The sequence below is a fragment of the Mariniluteicoccus endophyticus genome, assembly GCF_054780035.1.
This window is the reverse complement of sequence record NZ_BAAGXC010000038.1, coordinates 109,746-127,862: the sequence shown is the minus strand read 5'-3', so window position 1 is coordinate 127,862 and position 18,117 is coordinate 109,746. Positions and strand designations below refer to the sequence as shown.

The 18,117-nt window shown below is 69.8% G+C and carries 19 protein-coding genes and 1 tRNA gene; 7 read left to right on the top strand and 13 right to left on the bottom strand.

Translation table 11 applies throughout. The features are described 5' to 3' along the window. Positions 1 to 11: 11 nt before the first annotated feature. From ACYVGD_RS16205 to nth, 4 genes are read right to left on the bottom strand one after another with little or no spacing between them, the layout of a single operon-like run. Positions 12 to 1,739 carry a glycoside hydrolase family 13 protein gene (locus tag ACYVGD_RS16205; protein WP_460744817.1) on the bottom strand — a complete coding sequence of 576 codons (1,728 nt, stop codon included), beginning with the start codon at positions 1,737 to 1,739 and terminating at the stop codon, positions 12 to 14. 41 nt (positions 1,740 to 1,780) lie between these two features. Beyond that, entirely contained in the window at positions 1,781 to 2,455 is a 675-nt protein-coding gene (locus ACYVGD_RS16200) for an NUDIX hydrolase (RefSeq protein ID WP_460744816.1), read from the bottom strand. Between the two features lie 2 nt (positions 2,456 to 2,457). Then, a complete protein-coding gene (locus tag ACYVGD_RS16195) occupies positions 2,458 to 3,096 on the bottom strand; it encodes a TlpA family protein disulfide reductase (protein WP_460744815.1) in 639 nt (212 codons plus the stop codon). Next, a complete protein-coding gene (gene nth, locus ACYVGD_RS16190) occupies positions 3,093 to 3,800 on the bottom strand; it encodes an endonuclease III (protein ID WP_460744814.1) in 708 nt (235 codons plus the stop codon). The genes ACYVGD_RS16195 and nth overlap by 4 nt, the downstream gene beginning before the upstream one ends. Positions 3,801 to 3,897: 97 nt before the next feature. On the opposite strand from nth, the gene ACYVGD_RS16185 reads away from it, so the two are divergent. Then, a complete protein-coding gene (locus ACYVGD_RS16185; RefSeq protein WP_460744813.1) occupies positions 3,898 to 4,578 on the top strand; it encodes a Crp/Fnr family transcriptional regulator in 681 nt (226 codons plus the stop codon). Between the two features lie 465 nt (positions 4,579 to 5,043). Here the strand turns inward: ACYVGD_RS16185 and trhO are convergent, their stop codons facing one another. The 6 genes from trhO to ACYVGD_RS16155 form a co-directional block, all read right to left on the bottom strand. Next, positions 5,044 to 5,931, bottom strand: a complete 888-nt coding sequence (gene trhO, locus ACYVGD_RS16180; protein WP_460744812.1) for an oxygen-dependent tRNA uridine(34) hydroxylase TrhO — start codon at positions 5,929 to 5,931, stop codon at positions 5,044 to 5,046. A 2-nt stretch (positions 5,932 to 5,933) separates the two neighbouring features. Beyond that, on the bottom strand, positions 5,934 to 6,680 hold the full coding sequence (locus ACYVGD_RS16175; RefSeq protein ID WP_460744811.1) for an MBL fold metallo-hydrolase: 747 nt from the start codon (positions 6,678 to 6,680) through the stop codon (positions 5,934 to 5,936). Then, complete coding sequence (locus ACYVGD_RS16170; RefSeq protein WP_460744810.1) at positions 6,671 to 7,360, bottom strand: NUDIX hydrolase; 690 nt, start codon at positions 7,358 to 7,360, stop codon at positions 6,671 to 6,673. The genes ACYVGD_RS16175 and ACYVGD_RS16170 overlap by 10 nt, the downstream gene beginning before the upstream one ends. Before the next feature lie 3 nt (positions 7,361 to 7,363). After that, the gene (locus tag ACYVGD_RS16165) at positions 7,364 to 7,822 is read right to left on the bottom strand and encodes a RidA family protein (protein ID WP_460744809.1); all 459 of its coding nucleotides are present in this window, start codon (positions 7,820 to 7,822) and stop codon (positions 7,364 to 7,366) included. After that, positions 7,819 to 7,992: a DUF4177 domain-containing protein gene (locus ACYVGD_RS16160; protein WP_460744808.1), complete on the bottom strand. Its 174-nt coding sequence runs from the start codon at positions 7,990 to 7,992 to the stop codon at positions 7,819 to 7,821. The genes ACYVGD_RS16165 and ACYVGD_RS16160 overlap by 4 nt, the downstream gene beginning before the upstream one ends. A gap of 260 nt (positions 7,993 to 8,252) precedes the next feature. Beyond that, positions 8,253 to 9,947 carry a formate--tetrahydrofolate ligase gene (locus tag ACYVGD_RS16155; RefSeq protein WP_460744806.1) on the bottom strand — a complete coding sequence of 565 codons (1,695 nt, stop codon included), beginning with the start codon at positions 9,945 to 9,947 and terminating at the stop codon, positions 8,253 to 8,255. Between the two features lie 113 nt (positions 9,948 to 10,060). Between ACYVGD_RS16155 and ACYVGD_RS16150 the strand changes: the two genes are divergently transcribed. Further along, a complete protein-coding gene (locus ACYVGD_RS16150) occupies positions 10,061 to 11,026 on the top strand; it encodes an ArsA-related P-loop ATPase (RefSeq protein WP_460744805.1) in 966 nt (321 codons plus the stop codon). Continuing rightward, the gene (locus ACYVGD_RS16145; RefSeq protein WP_460744804.1) at positions 11,023 to 12,150 is read left to right on the top strand and encodes an ArsA family ATPase; all 1,128 of its coding nucleotides are present in this window, start codon (positions 11,023 to 11,025) and stop codon (positions 12,148 to 12,150) included. The genes ACYVGD_RS16150 and ACYVGD_RS16145 overlap by 4 nt, the downstream gene beginning before the upstream one ends. Here ACYVGD_RS16145 and ACYVGD_RS16140 read toward each other — a convergent pair. Continuing rightward, entirely contained in the window at positions 12,109 to 12,393 is a 285-nt protein-coding gene (locus ACYVGD_RS16140; protein ID WP_460744803.1) for a WhiB family transcriptional regulator, read from the bottom strand. The two genes, ACYVGD_RS16145 and ACYVGD_RS16140, sit on opposite strands and share 42 nt — an antisense overlap. Before the next feature lie 260 nt (positions 12,394 to 12,653). Here ACYVGD_RS16140 and ACYVGD_RS16135 point away from each other — a divergent pair, with 260 nt between their 5' ends. The 3 genes from ACYVGD_RS16135 to ACYVGD_RS16125 all read left to right on the top strand — a co-directional run bounded on the left by ACYVGD_RS16135 (position 12,654) and on the right by ACYVGD_RS16125 (position 16,234). After that, entirely contained in the window at positions 12,654 to 15,188 is a 2,535-nt protein-coding gene (locus tag ACYVGD_RS16135; RefSeq protein WP_460744802.1) for a transglycosylase domain-containing protein, read from the top strand. Position 15,189: 1 nt separating this feature from the next. Beyond that, on the top strand, positions 15,190 to 16,101 hold the full coding sequence (locus tag ACYVGD_RS16130) for a metallophosphoesterase (protein ID WP_460744801.1): 912 nt from the start codon (positions 15,190 to 15,192) through the stop codon (positions 16,099 to 16,101). 59 nt (positions 16,102 to 16,160) lie between these two features. Next, positions 16,161 to 16,234, top strand: a tRNA-Pro gene (locus tag ACYVGD_RS16125). Between the two features lie 56 nt (positions 16,235 to 16,290). On the opposite strand, the gene ACYVGD_RS16120 is transcribed toward ACYVGD_RS16125, so the two are convergent. Then, positions 16,291 to 17,157, bottom strand: a complete 867-nt coding sequence (locus tag ACYVGD_RS16120) for a formate/nitrite family transporter (RefSeq protein ID WP_460744800.1) — start codon at positions 17,155 to 17,157, stop codon at positions 16,291 to 16,293. Between the two features lie 57 nt (positions 17,158 to 17,214). After that, complete coding sequence (locus ACYVGD_RS16115) at positions 17,215 to 17,616, bottom strand: nuclear transport factor 2 family protein (RefSeq protein WP_460744799.1); 402 nt, start codon at positions 17,614 to 17,616, stop codon at positions 17,215 to 17,217. A 63-nt stretch (positions 17,617 to 17,679) separates the two neighbouring features. Here ACYVGD_RS16115 and ACYVGD_RS16110 point away from each other — a divergent pair, with 63 nt between their 5' ends. After that, entirely contained in the window at positions 17,680 to 18,108 is a 429-nt protein-coding gene (locus ACYVGD_RS16110) for a winged helix-turn-helix transcriptional regulator (RefSeq protein ID WP_460744798.1), read from the top strand. Positions 18,109 to 18,117 lie beyond the last annotated feature (9 nt).

The window sequence follows — 18,117 nt, the reverse complement described above, 5'->3', positions numbered from 1 at the left end:
GGCGTGCACCGTCAGTCGAGCGCCAGCACCCACGACGCCCACGGCTCGATGCGCTCGGGCCTGACGAACGGCCCCTCCCACGCGTCGGTGGACACGAGCACCTCGGCGCTCTCGACGCGCGGCAGCCCGTCCGGCCAGACGGCCGGCTCCGATGAGCAGTTGGCGACGACGACCAGCGTGCGGCCCTCACCGTCGGGCGTACGCGTGAACGCCCAGACCTGCGGGTGGTCGGGCAAAAGCAGCACGAAGCGGCCGTCAACGACGGTCGGCTCGGTCTTCCGCAGCGCGATGAGCCGGCGGTAGTGGTGGAACACCGAGTCCTGGTCGGCACGTGCGGCCGCCGCGTTGACCTGGGCGTGGTTCGGGTTGACGTCGATCCACGGCTCCCCGGTAGTGAACCCCGCGTGAGGCGAGTCGTCCCACTGCATCGGAGTTCGCGCGTTGTCGCGGCTCTTCACCCGCAGCGCGGCCAGGATCTCGGTCTCCTCGCGGCCCAGGCCGAGCGCCTCGGCGTGATGGTTCAGCGACTCCAGATCGCGGTAGCGCCCGATCTCCTCGAAGCTGGCGTTCGTCATGCCGATCTCCTCGCCCTGATAGACGTAGGGCGTCCCGCGGTGGAGGTGGAGGACGGTGCCGAGCGTCTTGGCGCTGCGTACGCGGTGGGCGGGCGAGTCGTCGCCGAAGCGCGAGACGGCCCGCGGCTGGTCGTGGTTGTTCCAGTACAGCGAGTTCCAGCCCTGGTCGGCCAGACCGTCCTGCCAGTGCGCGAGGTTGGCCTTGAGCACCGGCAGCTGGAGCGGCTGGACGTCCCACTTCGCTCCGCCCGGCCGGGTGTCGAGGTCGACGTGCTCGAACTGGAACACCATGCCGAGCTCGCCGCGGTCCGCACCGGTGTAGAGACGGGCCTGCTCGACCGAGACGCCGGGCATCTCGCCCACGGTCAGGAGGTTCTGCCCCGCGAGCACCTCGCGATTCATCTCCTGCAGGAACTCGTGCATGCGCGGGCCGTTGGCCACGTGGGCGAACGACGGCGACAGCCGGCGGCTCTCGGGGACGTCGCCGTCGGCCAGCGGGAGGGTCTTGGAGATGAAGTTGATGACGTCCATGCGGAACCCGTCGACGCCACGGTCGACCCACCAGCGCATCATGTCGTGGACCGCCTCGCGGACCTCCGGGTTCTCCCAGTTCAGGTCGGGCTGCTTGGGCGAGAACAGGTGGAGGTAGTAGTCGCCGGAACGTTCGTCACGGTGCCAGGCGGGCCCCGAAAAGGCGGCCTCCCAGTTCGTGGGCTCGGGCACGTCACCGTCGCGGCCGGGACGCCACCAGTACCAGTCGCGCCTCGGGCTGTCCGGGTCGCGCGACTCCTGAAACCAGGCGTGCTCGTCGGAGGTGTGGTTGACCACGAGGTCCATGACGAGCTTCATGCCCCGCGCGTGGAGGCTGGCGATGAGCTCGTCGAGGTCGGCAAGCGTGCCGAACGAGGGGTCGACGTCGCGATAGTCGGAGATGTCGTAGCCGTTGTCGTCCATCGGCGAGCGGTAGACGGGGCTCAGCCAGACCACGTCGACGCCGAGCTCGGCGAGGTGGTCGAGGCGGGCCGTGATGCCGGGGATGTCGCCCACGCCGTCGCCGTCGGAGTCGCTGAACGAGCGTGGGTAGATCTGATAGACCGTCGCGGTCCTCCACCAGCCGTCGGGCCGGCCCTCGCGGGCGACAGTGGTCTGGCCGTCGTTACTCATGCACCAACCTTACAAAGTGGTCAGTGTGCCCGACGAAGTGGTCAGTGGGCGTCGGCGCCCGTCCCTCCGTGGCGCTCGGAGTCGCGCAGGAGCCGCTCTGGCACTTTCGTGCTGCGCTCGCGGTCCCACGGGCGCTGCCAGCCACCGAGCTCGAGCAGGGCGTCGACGAGGTGGGCGGTCAGGCCCCAGATGAACAGCTCGTCGACGACGAACGCTGGCCCGCGATAGCCGCTGGGGTGCACGGCCGTACGCCGCAGCTCCGGATCGACGAGCCGGTCGATGCCCACGCGGTGGACCGAGGCGACCTCCGCGGGGTCGCGTACGCCGATCTCGTGGGGGTGGCGCCACCAGGCGGCCACCGTGGTGACGTCGAACCCGGACGCGGCGACGTGGGCGGCGGGCATCTCGCCGAGCACGTCGACCGTGCGCGGGTCGAGCCCGACCTCCTCGCTCGCCTCCCGAAGCGCCGCCGCGACCGCGTCGGCATCGGTGTCGTCGACGGCACCGCCGGGGAAGGCCATCTGCCCCGCGTGCTTGCGCATCGTGTGGGCCCGCTCGATGAACGTCAGGTCGGGGTTGTCGCCCTCCAATGCGAACAGCGCCAGCACGGCGGCGGGGCGACCGCCGCGCGGGCGGCGCGAGGAGACGAGGCGCTGCGAGGCGGTGCGGTCGGCCAGGCCGCGGGCGAGGGCTGCCAGCTCGTCGGGAAGGTCCATGATCACGCTTTGGCCCCCAGGTGCTGGGCGACGAGGTCGAGCGCCTGCCGTTCGGTGGTGAGCGGGCCTACGTGGCGGGCGACCACGCGACCATCTGCGTCGACGAACAGCGTCATGGGCGGCCCGACGATGCGCAGCGGGGCTGCGAGCTCCTTGTCGGGGTCGACGACCTGCGGGTAACGCCAGCCGGCCCGGCCCGCGAACTCAACGGCCAGCTCAGGGCGCGGGTCGACGTAGTCGACGCCCAGAATCAGCACCCTGTCGCCCACCCGGTCCTGCAGCGCCGTCAGCGCGGGCGCCTCCTGCCGGCAGGGGCCGCACCACTGGGCCCACACGTTGACCACCATCGGCTTCCCGCGCAGCCCGGCCAGGCGCACGCGGGAGTCGGCGCCGAGGCAGTCGAGCGTGACGTCCGGGAGCCCGTCGGGACGGGCGGGAGCGGTCGGGTCGGACGCCGGGCAGTCGGCGATCCCGGCGGCACGGCGCTGCTCGAGGACCGCGGCCGTCGTCGCGGCGCCCTTCTGCTCGGCCTGCGGCGCCGGTGCATCCGTACGCGCGGTCACGACCTGCGACTGCCCGCCCGAGCAGGCGGTCGCCACGAGCGTGAGCGCGGTGAGCGCCAGGGCCTGCGTACGTCTCATCCGCGCGGCTCCCGCACCAGCTTCGCCGCAGCGACCGGATCGGTCGGCCCCTCGCCGTACGCCGGGCACAGCGCCGCGACCGGGCAGGCGCCACAGGCGGGGTTGCGGGCGTGGCAGCGGCGGCGGCCGTGCCAGATGACGTTGTGGCACAGCTGGATCCACCCGGACGGGGGGAACAGCAGGCCGGTCTCGGCCTCAACCACGTCGGGCTTGGTGGAGTCGGTCCAGCCCAGGCGACGGGTGACGCGCATGTAGTGGGTGTCCGGTGTGATCCCCGGGACGCCGAACGCGTTGCCCAGAACCACGTTCGCCGTCTTGCGCCCCACGCCGGGCAGCTTGACGAGCTCGGTGAGCCTATGCGGCACCTCGCCACCGTGGTCGTCGACCAAGGCCTTCGAGAGCCGGAGGATCGAGTCGGTCTTGGCCCTGAAGAACCCTGTGGGACGGATGATCTCCTCCACGACGTCACGATCGGCGCCAGCGAGGGCCGCCGCGTCGGGGAAGCGCTCGAACAGCACCGGCGTGACCAGATTGACCCGCTTGTCGGTCGACTGGGCCGACAGGACGGCGGCGACGAGCAGCTGGAGCGGGTCGGTGAAGTCGAGCTCGCAGCGGGCGTCCGGATAGGTCTCGGCGAGGATCCGGTTCACGCGGCGTGCCCGTCGCACGAGGGCGAGGGGCGGCTTGGCGGGGACGACTGGCACGCAGGCAAGCGTACGTGCTCTTCGGCGCCTGACGTGACGCACTTCACCGTCACCGGGTAGCCTTCGACGGAGCTCTCAGCGTTCGTCAGGAGAAGATGTGGAAGCGCAGGATGTCCTCAAGCAGGCCCCGCTGTTCAAGGGCCTCGACAGCGACGCGGTCGCCGAGCTCTCGGCGACGATGACCTCGATCACCCTGAACCGAGGTGCGGTGCTGTTCCACGAGGGCGACACGGGCGACCAGCTCTACGTGGTCGTGCAGGGCAAGGTGAAGCTCGGCCGTCACGGGTCGACCGGCCGCGAGAACCTCTTGGCCGTGCTGGGCCCCGGCCAGATGTTCGGCGAGCTGTCCGTCTTCGATCCCGGCCCCCGCTCGACCACGGCGACCGCCGTCACCCACTGTGAGCTGCGCGTCCTCGAGCACGCCGAGATCGACGCGTGGCTCGCGCGGCGCCCCGAGATGGCCAAGGGTCTGCTCGGCCAGCTCGCTGGCCGCCTGCGCCGCTCCAACGACGTCATGTCCGACCTCGTGTTCTCCGACGTCCCGGGTCGCGTCGCCAAGGCGCTGCTCGACCTCGCCTCGCGGTTCGGCGAGCGCACTCCGGGCGGCCTGCTGGTCCACCACGACCTGACCCAGGAGGAGCTGGCTCAGCTAGTCGGCGCCTCCCGCGAGACCGTCAACAAGGCGCTCGCCGACTTCGCGGCCCGCGGCTGGATCCGCCTCGAGCCGCGCTCGGTGACGATCCTGGACCTCGAGCGCGTGGAGCGCCGGGCACGCTGACAACCCACCCGAACCCCACTAGTGCACAAACCTGCACGAGTTGGTCCCGGGAAGTCCGTCAGGACCCCAACCAGCGCCCACGGGACATCGCGCGTAACAGGGGGTCACTGCCCAGGTTTGCGTACGTCCGGACCAGCGTGCGTACGCCCAGACCTGTGTCCGTGCTGAATCAGCGAAAAATTCTGCTCAGCGCGCCGTTCTGGGGCATCTGGAGGCAACTTTCTGCTGATTCGGCACGGCCGACGCCAACTCGGGGCCGCTCGGGCTCCGAAGGGATCAGCGCCGCCCGCCGACGCTGTCTGGTGAGCACAGGGCGGTGAGCACATGCCGGACCTGCGTACGCCCATACCCACTTGCATTCGGCGTCCAACCCTGCCCGACCGCCTGTCGCGTGTGTCCAGATCGGTCCCGGAACGCACTGCCAAGGAGTGATCCGTGACGGTTTGTGCACGGATTGGGCGTGGATCAGGCCAGGGAGCGGGTGTCTCGGTGCGATTCACACAGGGGACCGTCGGCGTGGGAGTCGCAGAGCAGCGCACGCCCCTTGCACGAGCGGGTCACGCAGTCGCGCCAGTGGTCGGTCGGCGAGCCGCACAGCTCGCAGCGCCCGATGACGGCGGTGTGATCGGAGAACCGTACGCGCTCACGCCCGTCGAAGACCGCCAGGGTCCCCTCCCACAGGGAGTCGTCGCCGAATCGCTCGCCGTAGCGCACGATGCCGCCGTCGAGCTGGTAGACCTCACCGAAGCCGCGGTCGACCATCAGCGCCGACAGGACCTCGCAGCGCACTCCCCCGGTGCAGTAGGTGACGACCGGACGGTCCTTCAGGTGGTCATAGCGCCCCGAATCGAGCTCGGCGACGAAGTCGCGGGTCGTGGTCACATCGGGCACGACGGCCCCGCGGAAGCGGCCGATCCGCGCCTCCCACGCGTTGCGCCCGTCGAAGAACGTCACTTCGGCGCCGCGCTCGGCCACGAGGGCGTCGACCTGGTCGGGGGTGAGCCGCCGGCCGCCGCCGACGACGCCCCGCTCGTCGACCCGCACCTCGTCGGGGACGCCGAAGGTCACGATCTCGGGACGCACCTTCACGCTCAGGCGGGGGAGGTCGTCGCCCCTGCCGTCGCTCCACTTGATGTCCATGTCACGGAAGGGGGCGTACGAGCGGGTGCGCTTGGCGTACTGCTTGCAGGCCGTGACATCACCGGCGACGGTGCCGTTGATGCCGTGCGGCGAGACGATGATGCGGCCGCTGAGCCCGAGCTGCTCGCACAGCGCGTGCTGCCACAGCCGGACGGCCTCCGGGTCGGCGAGAGGGGTGAAGCAGTAGTAGAGCAGGACCTTCGGGATGGCCACCGTCAACCCCGCAGGAAGTCGAGCTGGGCCTGGGCAGACTGCTCCGCGGCGTGGCGCAGCTCGGGCGCGAGTAAACCGTAGACGCGGTCGACCACGTCAGCGGCGGTCTCGGCGCCGTCCGCGACCGCGCGCCGCACCTGGTCGAGGCGCTCCCGCCGGTGGGTCATGTAGTCGCGCAGCACCCCGGCCGGGTCGTTGACCATCGGGCCGTGACCGGGCACGATCCGGCGCACGGACCTCTCGTCGACGATGCGTTGGAGGCGCATCAGCGTGTCGAGGTAGGCCTCGAGGTCGCCGTCCGGGGCGGCGATGACCGAGGTGCCACGGCCCAGAACGGTGTCGCCGGTGATGAGCTCGGCCTGGGTGCTCTCGACGAGGAAGCCGACGGAGTCGGCGGTGTGTCCAGGGAGATGGAGCACCGTGATCGTGACCGGCCCGAACGCGACGACCTCACCGTCGGTGAACGGCTCGCCGGTGCACAGGGCTGGGTCGAACGCGCGGATGGTCGCGCCGTGCCGGCGCGCGAGCTCGGGCCCGGCCGCGGTGTGGTCGGGGTGGTGGTGGGTGTACCAGACCTCGTGGACGCGGTTCTCGCAGGCGGTCTCGATGTCGGTGAGGTGCTCCTCGTCGGGCGGCCCGGGATCGATCACTATCGCGCGGCTGACGTGCGGCGCGACGATAAGCGTGTTGGTTCCCTCCATCGTCATGGGGCCCGGGTTGGGCGCGAGGAGGTGGTGGATCACTGCCATTCGCCCGACCGTAGCGGATAGCTGGACCTCCAGCGGTCGCCGTCACGCACGTATCTCGGGGTGACGGCCTCGACGGTACGCCCGCGGGCGGCCTGGGTGACACGCCCCAGGACGCCGAGCAGCGCCAGCTCGCTCAGCACCGAGCGCGTCGCGGGGATCAGGATCGAGTCGTCGGTGTCGACGCCCGGGTCGTCCACGTCGAGCCAGCGTCCCTCGATGGCCTCCTCATCACCGGCGACCAGATGGGTGCCCTCCGGCACGAACCACTGGTAGAACCACGTGTCGAAGCGGTAGGCCAACGGCTCCGGCGTCAACCAGCGCGCCCAGAGCAGGAGCGAGCCGGGGTCGGCGGTGCAGCCGCACTCCTCCGCCAGCTCCCGTACCGCGCAGGCACGCAGCGGGTCGGCGTACGCCTCGTCGGCGGGCTCGAGCTTGCCGCCGGGGAAGGCCCACACCCCACCGAACTTCATGGTGGCGCGCCGCCGCATCATCCACACCTGAAGGCGCCCGTCGACCTCGCGCAGCGGGACGACGGTGGCCGAGGGTCGGGCAGGGGCCGGGTCTCCCCCGGCCTCCGCGCCCGCCCTCATCTGCTCGGCCACCCGCGCGGGCATCCTTCCCATCACCTCGTTGGGGACGTGGTCGAAGATCTCCCACGAGTGGGTGCCCGCGAATTCCACGGCTCAGGCCACTTCCGCGACCATTTCGATCTCGACGGCGCAGTTCATCGGCAGCGTCGCGACGCCGACGGCGCTGCGGACGTGCTGTCCCGCATCGCCGAAGACCTCGGCCACCAGCTCGGAAGCGCCGTTGCCAACGGTCGGCTGGCCTGTGAACGACGGGTCGGAGGCCACGAAGACGACCATCTTCACAATGCGCGTGATGTTGTCGATGCCCCCGGCCTCGGCTGCGACGGCCGCGAGCGCGTTCAGCGCGCAGGTGCGGGCCTGCTGGGCGCCCTCCTCGGGCGAGACCTCGGCGCCGACCTTGCCGGTGACCTGGAGCTCACCGTTGACGAACGGCACCTGGCCCGACGTCCACACCTGGTTGCCGACGCGCGTTGCAGGGATGTACGCCGCGACGGGCTTGGCCACCGCGGGGAGCTCGATGCCGAGCTCTGCGAGCTTCTCGGAGGGCTTCACTTGTCGCCTCCTTCGGGCAGCGGCCGCTTCATGTAGGCCACGAGGTTCTCGGGGTTGTTTGGGCCGGGCACCATCTGCACCAGCTCCCAGCCGTCGGCACCCCAGTTGTCGAGGATCTGCTTCGTCGCATGGACCAGCACGGGCACGGTCGCGTATTCCCACTTCGTCATGGTCGGCAGCCTAGTTCAGGGCTCCGACACGACGTCGGGGCCCTCACTCCCCGGCCAGGCGCCCGGTACGCGCTCAACTACTCGATCTCGGTGACGGTGCGCGCGGCGAGGTGGTCGTCCTTCTCCTGGATCCAGACCGCGCGTTCGCCCTTCTGGATGTCAGCCCTGAAGTCCGCAGCCGCGAAACCGCCGACGATACGCTACGACACAGCGTAGGATAACCCCCTGTGGGACGAATGTCCCGCAGCCTCGTCCCGGCGTCAGCTCAGCCCCACGATGTTGCCCTCGTCGTCGAGGTCGATGCGGTGGGCCGCGGGCGAGCTGGACAGTCCCGGCATGGTCCGCATGTCCCCGCAGATCGGATAGATGAAACCGGCCCCGACCGACGCCCTGACCTCGCGCACCGGCAGGCGCCAACCGGTCGGAGCGCCCTTCAGCGTGGGGTCGGACGAGATGGACAGGTGGGTCTTCGCCATGCAGATCGGCAGGTCGCCGAACCCGTTCTTCTCGTACGCCGCCAGCTGCTTGCTCGCCGCCGGCGCGTAGTCGACGCCGTCGGCCCCATACACCTTCGTGGCGATCGCCTCGATCTTCTCGGTCAGCGGCCGCTCGACCTCGTACAGCGGCGCGAACGAGGTCTCCTCCTCGCACGCGTCGATCACCGCACGAGCCAGCTCGACGCCCCCCTCGCCGCCGTTGGCCACCCCTTCGTAGACCGCCGCGCGCGCCCCCGCGGCCTCCGCGATGCGACGGATGGCCTCGACCTCGGAGTCGTGGTCGTCGGGGAACCGGTTGATGGCGACCACCGGTGAGACGCCATGCAGGCGTACGTTCTCGATCTGCTTGACCAGGTTGGCCGCACCCGCCTCGACCGCACCAGGGTCCTCGGCGAGCAGCTCCGGCGGCAGCGGCTTGCCCGTGGCGATCCTGAAACCGCCCGACGCGAACTTGAGCCCGCGGACCGTGGCCACGACCACCGCCGCGTCCGGCGCCTCGCCCGAGACCCGGCATTTGATGTTGAAGAACCGTTCCGCGCCCATGTCGGCGCCGAACCCGGCCTCGGTGACCACGAAGTCGGCGCAGCGCAGGCCCACCAGATCGGCGATGACCGACGAGTTGCCGGTCGCGATGTTGCCGAACGGCCCGGCATGCACGAGCGCCGGCGTACCCTCCAACGTCTGCATGAGGTTCGGCTTGATGGCCTCCTTCATGATGACGGCCATCGCACCCGCGGCGCCCAGCTGCTCGGCGGTGACCGGCGCACCCTCACGCGTGCAACCGACGACGATCCGGCCGAGGCGCTCCCGCATGTCGCCGAGGTCCCGCGTCAGGGCGAGGAGCGCCATGACCTCCGACGCGGCGGTGATGTCGAAGCCCGACTGGCGCGGCACGCCGTCGAGACGGGCGCCGAGCCCGAGGACGACGTTGCGCAGCGCGCGGTCGTTGACGTCGAGCACGCGCCTCCACGTGATGGACGACGGCTCGAGCCCCAACTCGTTGCCGTGGAACAGGTGGTTGTCGATCATCGCAGCCAGCAGGTTGTGGGCAGCCGTGACGGCGTGGAAGTCGCCGGTCAGGTGGAGGTTCATGACCTCCATCGGCACGACCTGCGAGTAGCCGCCGCCCGCCGCCCCGCCCTTGATGCCGAATGTCGGCCCCATGGATGGCTGCCGGATCGCGATGAGGCCCTTGCGCCCGAGGCGGCCGAAGGCCTGCCCCAGTCCCACGGTGGTCGCGGTCTTGCCCTCACCGAGCGGGGTGGGGGTGATGGCGGTGACCACGACGTACTTGCCGCGCGGACGACCGGCCAGCCGCTGCTGGGCGGCGGCACCGTCGACCTTCATGACGTGGCGCCCGTACGGCTCCAGCAGGTCTTCATCGAGGCCGAGGTCGGCGGCGACGTCGGCGATGGGGCGCAGGGTTGCCTCGGAGGCGATCTGCAGGTCGGACTTCATCTCTGCTCCTTGTGGGACGGCGTAGTCCTGGGTACGCGGCTCGTGGACGCACGACCCATCTTCCAACCTCGTCCGTCCGCGAGCGTTTCGGGGTCCCCTCTAGGCTGGAGCGCATGTCCCACGAGCTCCAGATCGTCACCGGCAAGGGTGGCACCGGCAAGACGACGGTCGCCTGCGCCCTGGCGTACGCGCACGCCCTTCGTGGCCGGCGCGCACTGGTCTGCGAGGTGGAGGGGCGCACCGCCATCGGCGACCTGTTCGGCGTGACCATGCCCGCCGGCGCGGAGGTCACGCTCCTGCGCACGATGCGGGGCGGTGAGGTACGCGGGCTCTCGGTCGACGCTCGGTCGGCGCTGTGGGAATACCTGAACAAGCACTTCAAGCTCGGCATCGCCGGGCGCGCGCTGGAGAAGTTCGGCGTCGTCGAGTTCGCGACCTCCATCGCGCCGGGTCTCAGCGACGTGCTGGTGACGGGCAAGGTGTACGAGGCCGTCCGGCGGGGGCTGATGGGCCGCGCCGAGGCGTACGACGTGGTGATCCTGGATGCCCCGCCGACCGGTCGCATCGCGCAGTTCCTCAACGTGCACCGGTCCGTGACCGATCTCGCGAAGGTCGGCCCGATCCACGCCCAGGCCCGGTCGGTCATGGAGCTGTTCACGTCCCCCACGACGGTCATCCACCTGACGACGCTGCTGGAGGACATGCCGGTCACCGAGACGCTGGAGGCCGTGCACGAGCTGGCGGAAACGCGCATCCCCCTCGGCTCGATCATCTGCACGATGACCTCCCCTCCCCTCACCGGGGAGGGCGCGCTGGCCGACGACGAGCTCCTCCCGGCCGCTGCGGGACACCTCACGGTCACCGGGCTGGACGACCCGACCCTCGAGGCCGACCTCTCCCGACTCCTGACCGTCGCCGCGACGGCCAAGCTCGAGGAGCAGGCCCAGAACGAGACGCTCGCCACCGCCGGGCTGCCGCTGGTCGACCTCCCCCGGCTGCCCGAGGGGGTCGACCGCGACGGCCTCGCCCAGCTCGCCGCCTGGCTCGACGAGGACCTCATCGAAGGAGCCGACCGATGACCCACGTGTTCGACGTCGACACGCTCGTCGACGACCGCGACGTCGAGATCGTGCTGTGCTGCGGCGCGGGTGGTGTCGGCAAGACGACGACCTCGGCCGCGCTCGCCCTGCGCGCGGCCGAGCGCGGACGCAAGGTCGTGGTGCTCACGATCGATCCTGCGCGGCGGCTCGCCCAGAGCCTCGGCCTGACCCAGCTCGACAACACGCCACGGCCGGTGGAAGGCATCGAGGGCACCGGTCGGCTCGACGCAGTGATGCTCGACATGAAGCGGACCTTCGACGACGTCGTCACCGGGCACGCGTCCCCGGCGGTCGCCCAGCAGATTCTCGACAATCCTTTCTACGAGGCCCTTTCGACGTCATTCTCGGGCACCCAGGAATACATGGCGATGGAGAAATTGGGACAGCTCCACGCCCAGGCGCGGCGTGACGGCCGGTGGGACCTGATCATCGTCGACACACCGCCCTCCCGCAGCGCGCTCGATTTCCTTGATGCCCCGGAACACCTGGCCACGTTGCTCGACGGACGCATGCTGAGGATGCTGCTCGCCCCCGCCAGGGGGCCCATGAAGCTGATGAGCGTGGGCGTGAACGTGGTCATGGGGGCGATGGGGAAGATCCTCGGCGCCCAGGTACTGACCGACGTCCAGGCGTTCGTGTCGGCGTTCGACACCCTGTTCGGCGGTTTCCGGACACGCGCGGAGGCCACGCTCGCCACGCTGTCGTCGCCCCACACGCGGTTCGTCGTCGTGGCGGCACCGCAGGTGTCGCCCCTGCGCGAGGCGGGGTTCTTCGTCGACCGGCTCGCTGAGGAGTCGCTGCCGCTCGCCGGTGTCGTGATCAACCGCGTCCACCACAGCCCGGCGGCGCTGGACGCCGAGACCGCGGAGACCCGTCTGGCGGGCCTTCCCCAGTGCGACGAGGTGGGGGTGCGTGCGGCCCGGGTCGCGCTGGAGACGCATGCCTGGCAGGTGCGCCAGGTCGAGCAGGAACGTCGTCAGATCACCGGTTTCACCGCGTCGCGGTCCGGGATGGCCGTCGCCGAGGTCCCCGCCCTGGACGGAGACGTCAGTGACCTCGCGTCACTGCGCGCGGTGGGGCTGCGGCTCGCCCATCAGGAGTGACTTCCACGACTCGACGTCTGTGCGCACGCGCAGGAGATGACGGCGCTCACGCTCGGTCATGCCTCCCCACACGCCCCACTCGATGCGGTTGTCGAGGGCTTCGGCGAGGCACTGCGTTCGCACGACGCAGTCACCGCACATGGCACGGGCCTTCTTCTGCTGGGCGCCCTCCACGAACAGGGCGTCCTCGGTGCCCTGGCACTTGGCCTGGAGCGTCCAGTCATCCTGCTGAAGTACTGTCATCGCAGTCCCCCTCGATCCCCCTGGGTCGAACCTGCGAGCAATGACCATCTCATTACCGGTTGTCAGGTGAGACCCTTTTCGCACAGGTTAGAGATTCCTGAGTGGAAAATGCCAGTTGGGCCACTGGTGTGGGCCGGGGGTGCGGCAATCGTTACCCGCGTTCCCCTGTTCGGGGGTAAGACCGCGGTATGAACCTCCTGTGAAGGACTCGAGACCTCGGTCATTGGGGCCCTGAAGTCATGTCACGTAGGCTGCCTACCATGGCCAAGTCTTCTGCGCGCGCGGGTACCCTTCTGTACCGCCTCCTCATGTTCGTGGTCGTGAGCGTCTTCGCAGGTGTTCTCGTCGCGGGCCTCTTCATCCCCTTCGCGGGGATGGCGGGGGCCGCCACCAAGTCAGTGGCGAGCAGCCTCGAGAACCTCCCTGCCGATCTCGAGATCCCGCGCCAGTCGGAGCGGTCGGTGGTGAAGATGGCCAACGGCGAGGAGCTCGCCCGCTTCTGGGACGAGAACCGCGTCTACGTCGGCCTCAACGACATAGCGCCGATCATGCGTCAGGCCCAGGTCGCCATCGAGGACCATCGCTTCTATGAGCATGGTGCTCTCGACACGAAGGCGACGCTCCGCGCGCTCGTCCGCAACTCCTCCAGCTCGAGTGGCACCCAGGGCGGCTCGTCGCTGACGCAGCAGTACGTGAAGATGGTCCGCGTCGAGACGGCCCACATCGCCGGCGACGACGGCCAGAAGCAGGCGGCCCAGGCGCGCTCGGTGACGCGAAAGATCGAGGAGCTCCGCTACGCGATCGCCCTGGAGAAGAAGTTCTCCAAGGACGAGATCCTGGAGCGCTACCTCAACATCGCCTACTACGGCTACGGCTCGTACGGCGTGGAGGCCGCGGCGCAGAAGTACTTCTCGACGTCGGCGAAGGACCTCTCGCTCGACCAGGCCGCGCTGCTGGCCGGCCTCGTCCAGAACCCGGCCCAGACCGACCCGGTCAACTACGAGCGCATCGCGCTCGAGCGCAGAAAGGTCGTCCTCGGCCGCATGGCCCAGCTCCAGATCATCAGCGAGGACGACGCGAAGAAGGCCGCAGCGACCCCGTTCGACCGCAGCAGGATCCGCCCGACGGTCAACGGCTGCGTCGGCACGCGCTACCCGTTCCTGTGCGACTACGTGTCCCGCTCGCTGAGGAAGATGCCCGCCCTGGGCGCCACTCCGGCCGAGCGTGAAAACACGCTGAAGCGCGGCGGCCTCACCATCGAGACCGAGATCGACCCGCGTACGCAGGACGCCGCCGAGAACGCCATCAACCGCGTGCTGAACCCGGAGGACCCGGTCATCTCCACGATGACGATGATCCAGCCGGGCACCGGCCTGATCCTCGGCATGGCCCAGAACCGCCCGAAGATGGGCAACAACCTCGCCGCGGGCGAGACCTACTACAACTACGCCGTCGGCGGCTCGATGTCCGACGACGACATGGGTGGCGCCGAGGGCTACCAGGCCGGTTCGACGTTCAAGGCGTTCACCGCCGCCGCCGCGCTCGCGCAGGGCATCCCGCTGTCGAAGACCTATGACGCCGCGGCATCGATGAACTTCACCGGTCGCACGTTCAAGAACTGTCAGGGCAAGTTCAAGCAGTACGGCGACTGGACCGTGAAGAACTCGACCGGCACCAACGGCGTCATGGACATGTACCGCGCCGCCGCCTACTCGGTGAACACCTATTTCGTCCAGCTCATCGCCGACGTCGGCGGCTGCGAGACCACCAAGATGGCCAAGGACCTGGGCGTGAAGCTCGGTTCGCGCGGCGACATCGTCGAGGAGTTCAACTCGATCCCCGCGTTCACGCTGGGCTCGGCCGAGGTCACACCGCTGTCGGTGACGGAGGCGTACGCCACGTTCGCCGCGCGCGGCAAGCACTGCGACCCCATCATCATCAAGAAGGTCACCGCGAAGGACGGGCGTGACGTGCCGACCCCGTCGGCCAACTGCCGTCAAGTGATGGATGCGAAGGTCGCCGATGGCATGAACTCGCTGCTCAGCCGAGTCATGTCGGGCACGGGCGCCCGCGCCACGATCCCCGGCGGCTACCCGCAGGCCGGCAAGACGGGCACGACCGACTCCAACCAGGCGATCTGGTTCGCCGGCTACACCCCGCAGGTCGCCGGCACGGCGATGATCGCCATCGACAAGACCCACCCTTACTGGAAGTCGAAGGACTGGTTCAACAAGCGCGGCACGGGCGCGAAGCCGACGCTGAAGGGCGTCACGCTCCCGTCGTCGAGGTACTCCCTCGAGGGCTCTGGCGGCGGCGACGCCGGCCAGGACATCTACAAGCCTGCGATGGCGGCCGCCCTGCAGGGCAAGCCGAAGACGAGGTTCGAGGAGATCGGCCGCGAGGTGACCGAGGGCAAGCCCGTCGCGATCCCGTCGATCAAGGGCATGACGATGGAGCAGGCCAAGGCGACTCTGCAGGACGCCGGCTTCTCGGTCATCACCTCGCGCGTGTCGAACTCGGCTCGTCCGGGCACGTGGATCGGCACCACGCCGTCGGGTGGCACCGCCCCCAAGGGCTCGACCATCACGTTCCTGATCTCGTCGGGTCCCGCGCCCAAGGCCGAGCCCAAGAGCGAGCCGTCGAAGGCCCCCGCACCGTCCGCTCCGGCTCCCGCACCGTCGGCTCCGGCTCCCGCACCGGCGCCGGCACCGCCGGCCACAGCGCCGCCGGCCCCCGCTCAGCCGGCTCCCGCTCAGCCGGCCCAGCCGTCGGGCCAGGCGTCAAGGAAGCCGTGACGTGATCGGTCGCGTCCTGGCCGCGACGGCCGGCTTCGGCGCCGCATGCTTCGGCTACGGCGTCGCGGTCGAGGCTCGCCGCTTCACCCTTCGCCGGTTCACCGCCCCGGTCCTCCCGGCCGGGGCGGCGGCCGTTCGCGTGCTCCACATCTCCGACCTCCACCTGCTCCCGGGCCAGCGCACCAAGCGCGAGTTCGTGCGCGGGCTGGCCTCGCTGCACCCCGATCTGGTCGTGAACACGGGTGACAACATGGCAACGCCTGCGGCGTTGTCGGCCGTCCTCGACACGTACGACGGGCTCCTCGACGTCCCCGGCGTCTTCGTTTGGGGGTCCAACGACTACCACGGGCCGGGCTTCCGCAACCCGCTCACCTACTTCGCCGGCCCAAGCAAGCCCGGCGCCGACCGTGACCACCCGCCGGCGGAGCTCCCGTGGCGCGAGCTCGGTGAGGCGTTCACGGCACACGGCTGGCAGGACCTGACTCATCGGCGCGCGACCCTCGCCCTTGACGACCTGGTCTTCGAGTTCCGTGGCACCGACGACGGCCACCTGGGGCGCGATCGGTACGCGGAGGTCGCCGGTCCCCCCTCCCCCGGCGTGGACGTCTCGGTCGGGGTGACCCATGCCCCCTACCTCCGCCTGCTCGACGCGATGACGTCGGACGGCTGTGACGTCGTCATGGCCGGCCACACGCACGGGGGTCAGGTCTGCGTGCCCGGCCACGGCGCGCTGGTGACGAATTGCGACCTCGACACAGCACGGGTGAAGGGCCTGTCGACCCACACCGCAGGCGGGCGCACGGCGGCCCTGCACGTGTCTGGCGGGCTGGGCATGTCGCCCTTCGCCCCCTACCGCTTTGCCTGTCCTCCCGAGGCCACGCTCCTGACGCTCACGGCGCGCGACGCACGCTGATTCGAGTTGGTACGCGGGCAGCCGGGGCGCTACTATTCTCTGGTGCCCTCAGGGGCGCTCGGGGTGTGGCGCAGCTTGGTAGCGCGCATCGTTCGGGACGATGAGGTCGCAGGTTCAAATCCTGTCACCCCGACAGAATCCAAGGGCTCCGGTCGATCGACCGGAGCCCTTGCTCGTTCCCGCAGTGGGTCAGGACTTCGCGCCGCGGTGCCAGATCCACCACTGGTAGAGCCCGCACATGAACCCGCCGCCGATGATGTTGCCCAACGTCACCGGCAGCAGGTTGTGGAGGAACACGTTCGGCCACGTGAGGTCGGCGTACTTGGCCATGTCGAGCCCGAGCGCCGAGAAATCCCTCAGGATCACCGCGTACGGCAGCAGGAACATGTTCGCCACCGAGTGCTCCATGCCCGTCGACACGAACAGGGCCACCGGGCCGACGACCGCGAGGGCCTTGTCGACGACGGTCTTTCCCGCCCACGCCAACCAGACACCGAGACAGACCGCCAGATTGGCGAAGATGCCGAGCACGAACGCGTTGAACCACGTGTGATGAAGCTTCGTGGCGGCCGCGTCGACGACGACCTTCCCCCAGGCGCCGGACGCGTTGTGCTGGAGGTCGCCGAAGAAACTCAACGCGACCACGACGAGCGCTCCGACGAAGTTCCCCAGCCAGACGATCGCCCAGTGCTCGAAGAACCTCGTCCACGACACCCGACCCGCGGCCTTCGCCACGACCGTCATCGTCGTCGAGGTGAACAACTCCGCGCCGGTGATGACCACGAGCAGCAGGCCGACGGAGAACACCACTCCCCCGACCACCTTCGCCATCCCGTACGGCATCGCCGAAGCGCCCGTCTGGCTGGTCACGTAGAACACGAACCCGAGGGCGATCCACGCACCACCAAGAGGTGACAGGGCCGCGATGAACCACGGTTCGCGGGACGGGCGGACGGCCAATTGGTCTTCGGCGTACGACGCGAGGGCGTCCGGTGCCGGCGCGACGGTGGACGGGGGCGAGGCGACCTGCTGGGACGGGGAGGAGTCTCCGCTCATGCATTCAGCCTAGATCCGCGTACGCGGCGCCGTCCCGCCCCACCCCACCGGGCCGGATCAGGCGTGGCCCCAGAACCTGTCCTCCGCTTCGCCGTCGGCGGAGAACAGCTCGACGACCGCGATCCGGCCGTCCTCGATGGTCAGCAGGTCCACGCCCGCCATGTCCATCGTCAGCCCCTCGCGGGAAGCGCTGAACCGTACGGGCACGGCGACCTTCGCCCCGTTGCCCATGGCCGGGCCGGTCTTCTCGACGACGAACGTGCCGCCGGTGACCTCCATCATGCCGCTGATCAGCGCGCCGACGGCGGGTCCTCCGATGTGCGCGCCCGAGAACCGGTTGTCCCCGGGCTGGTGCCACGCGACCTCGTCGGCGAGGAGCCCGCTGACCGTGGCGAGGTCTCCTGCGGCGAGAGCGGCGAAGTAGGTGTCGGCGATCTGTGTGGGGGTGGCGGTGGTCATGGCAGCTCCTTCTCGTCGTGCCGCGCCGGTCGCGCGGGCACCCCGAGCGTGACATCATCACCCATGGTCACCTCAACGTTACGAAGGGAAACCATGCACCGCGCGTACGACGTCCTGCGCCAGACCTGCCCCTCACGCGGGTCGCTCGCGCGCATCGCCACCAAGTGGACCGCCCTCATCGTTCTCGCCCTCGGCGACGACCGGCTGCGCTTCGGCGAGCTGCGGAGCACCGTCGAGGGGATCAGCCCCAAGGTTCTCACCGAGACGCTGCGCAGCCTCGAACGCGACGGAATCCTCACGCGCCACGAGTTCGACGAGATGCCCCCGCGTGTGGAGTACGAGCTCACCGCCCTCGGCCACACCCTCCTCGGGCCGATCCACGCCCTGACGAGCTGGGCGGAGGCGTACGCCGAGGAGGTCGAGGCCGCCCGGGACAGGTTCGACGACAAGATCCTCCTCGGGAGTGGCCCGGCTGGTTTACAGTCGCCCTGACGATCTACG

What these genes read in the sequence shown, in the direction of transcription:
- ACYVGD_RS16145 (WP_460744804.1), top strand. Translation starts at nt 11,023, where the DNA reads ATGACCCACGTGTTCGACGTCGACACGCTCGTCGACGACCGCGACGTC.
- ACYVGD_RS16150 (WP_460744805.1), top strand. Translation starts at nt 10,061, where the DNA reads ATGTCCCACGAGCTCCAGATCGTCACCGGCAAGGGTGGCACCGGCAAG.
- ACYVGD_RS16155 (WP_460744806.1), bottom strand. Translation starts at nt 9,947, where the DNA reads ATGAAGTCCGACCTGCAGATCGCCTCCGAGGCAACCCTGCGCCCCATC.
- ACYVGD_RS16120 (WP_460744800.1), bottom strand. Translation starts at nt 17,157, where the DNA reads ATGAGCGGAGACTCCTCCCCGTCCCAGCAGGTCGCCTCGCCCCCGTCC.
- ACYVGD_RS16175 (WP_460744811.1), bottom strand. Translation starts at nt 6,680, where the DNA reads ATGGCAGTGATCCACCACCTCCTCGCGCCCAACCCGGGCCCCATGACG.
- ACYVGD_RS16110 (WP_460744798.1), top strand. Translation starts at nt 17,680, where the DNA reads ATGGTCACCTCAACGTTACGAAGGGAAACCATGCACCGCGCGTACGAC.
- ACYVGD_RS16160 (WP_460744808.1), bottom strand. Translation starts at nt 7,992, where the DNA reads ATGACGAAGTGGGAATACGCGACCGTGCCCGTGCTGGTCCATGCGACG.
- ACYVGD_RS16205 (WP_460744817.1), bottom strand. Translation starts at nt 1,739, where the DNA reads ATGAGTAACGACGGCCAGACCACTGTCGCCCGCGAGGGCCGGCCCGAC.
- ACYVGD_RS16135 (WP_460744802.1), top strand. Translation starts at nt 12,654, where the DNA reads ATGGCCAAGTCTTCTGCGCGCGCGGGTACCCTTCTGTACCGCCTCCTC.
- ACYVGD_RS16200 (WP_460744816.1), bottom strand. Translation starts at nt 2,455, where the DNA reads ATGGACCTTCCCGACGAGCTGGCAGCCCTCGCCCGCGGCCTGGCCGAC.
- ACYVGD_RS16195 (WP_460744815.1), bottom strand. Translation starts at nt 3,096, where the DNA reads ATGAGACGTACGCAGGCCCTGGCGCTCACCGCGCTCACGCTCGTGGCG.
- ACYVGD_RS16115 (WP_460744799.1), bottom strand. Translation starts at nt 17,616, where the DNA reads ATGACCACCGCCACCCCCACACAGATCGCCGACACCTACTTCGCCGCT.
- ACYVGD_RS16140 (WP_460744803.1), bottom strand. Translation starts at nt 12,393, where the DNA reads ATGACAGTACTTCAGCAGGATGACTGGACGCTCCAGGCCAAGTGCCAG.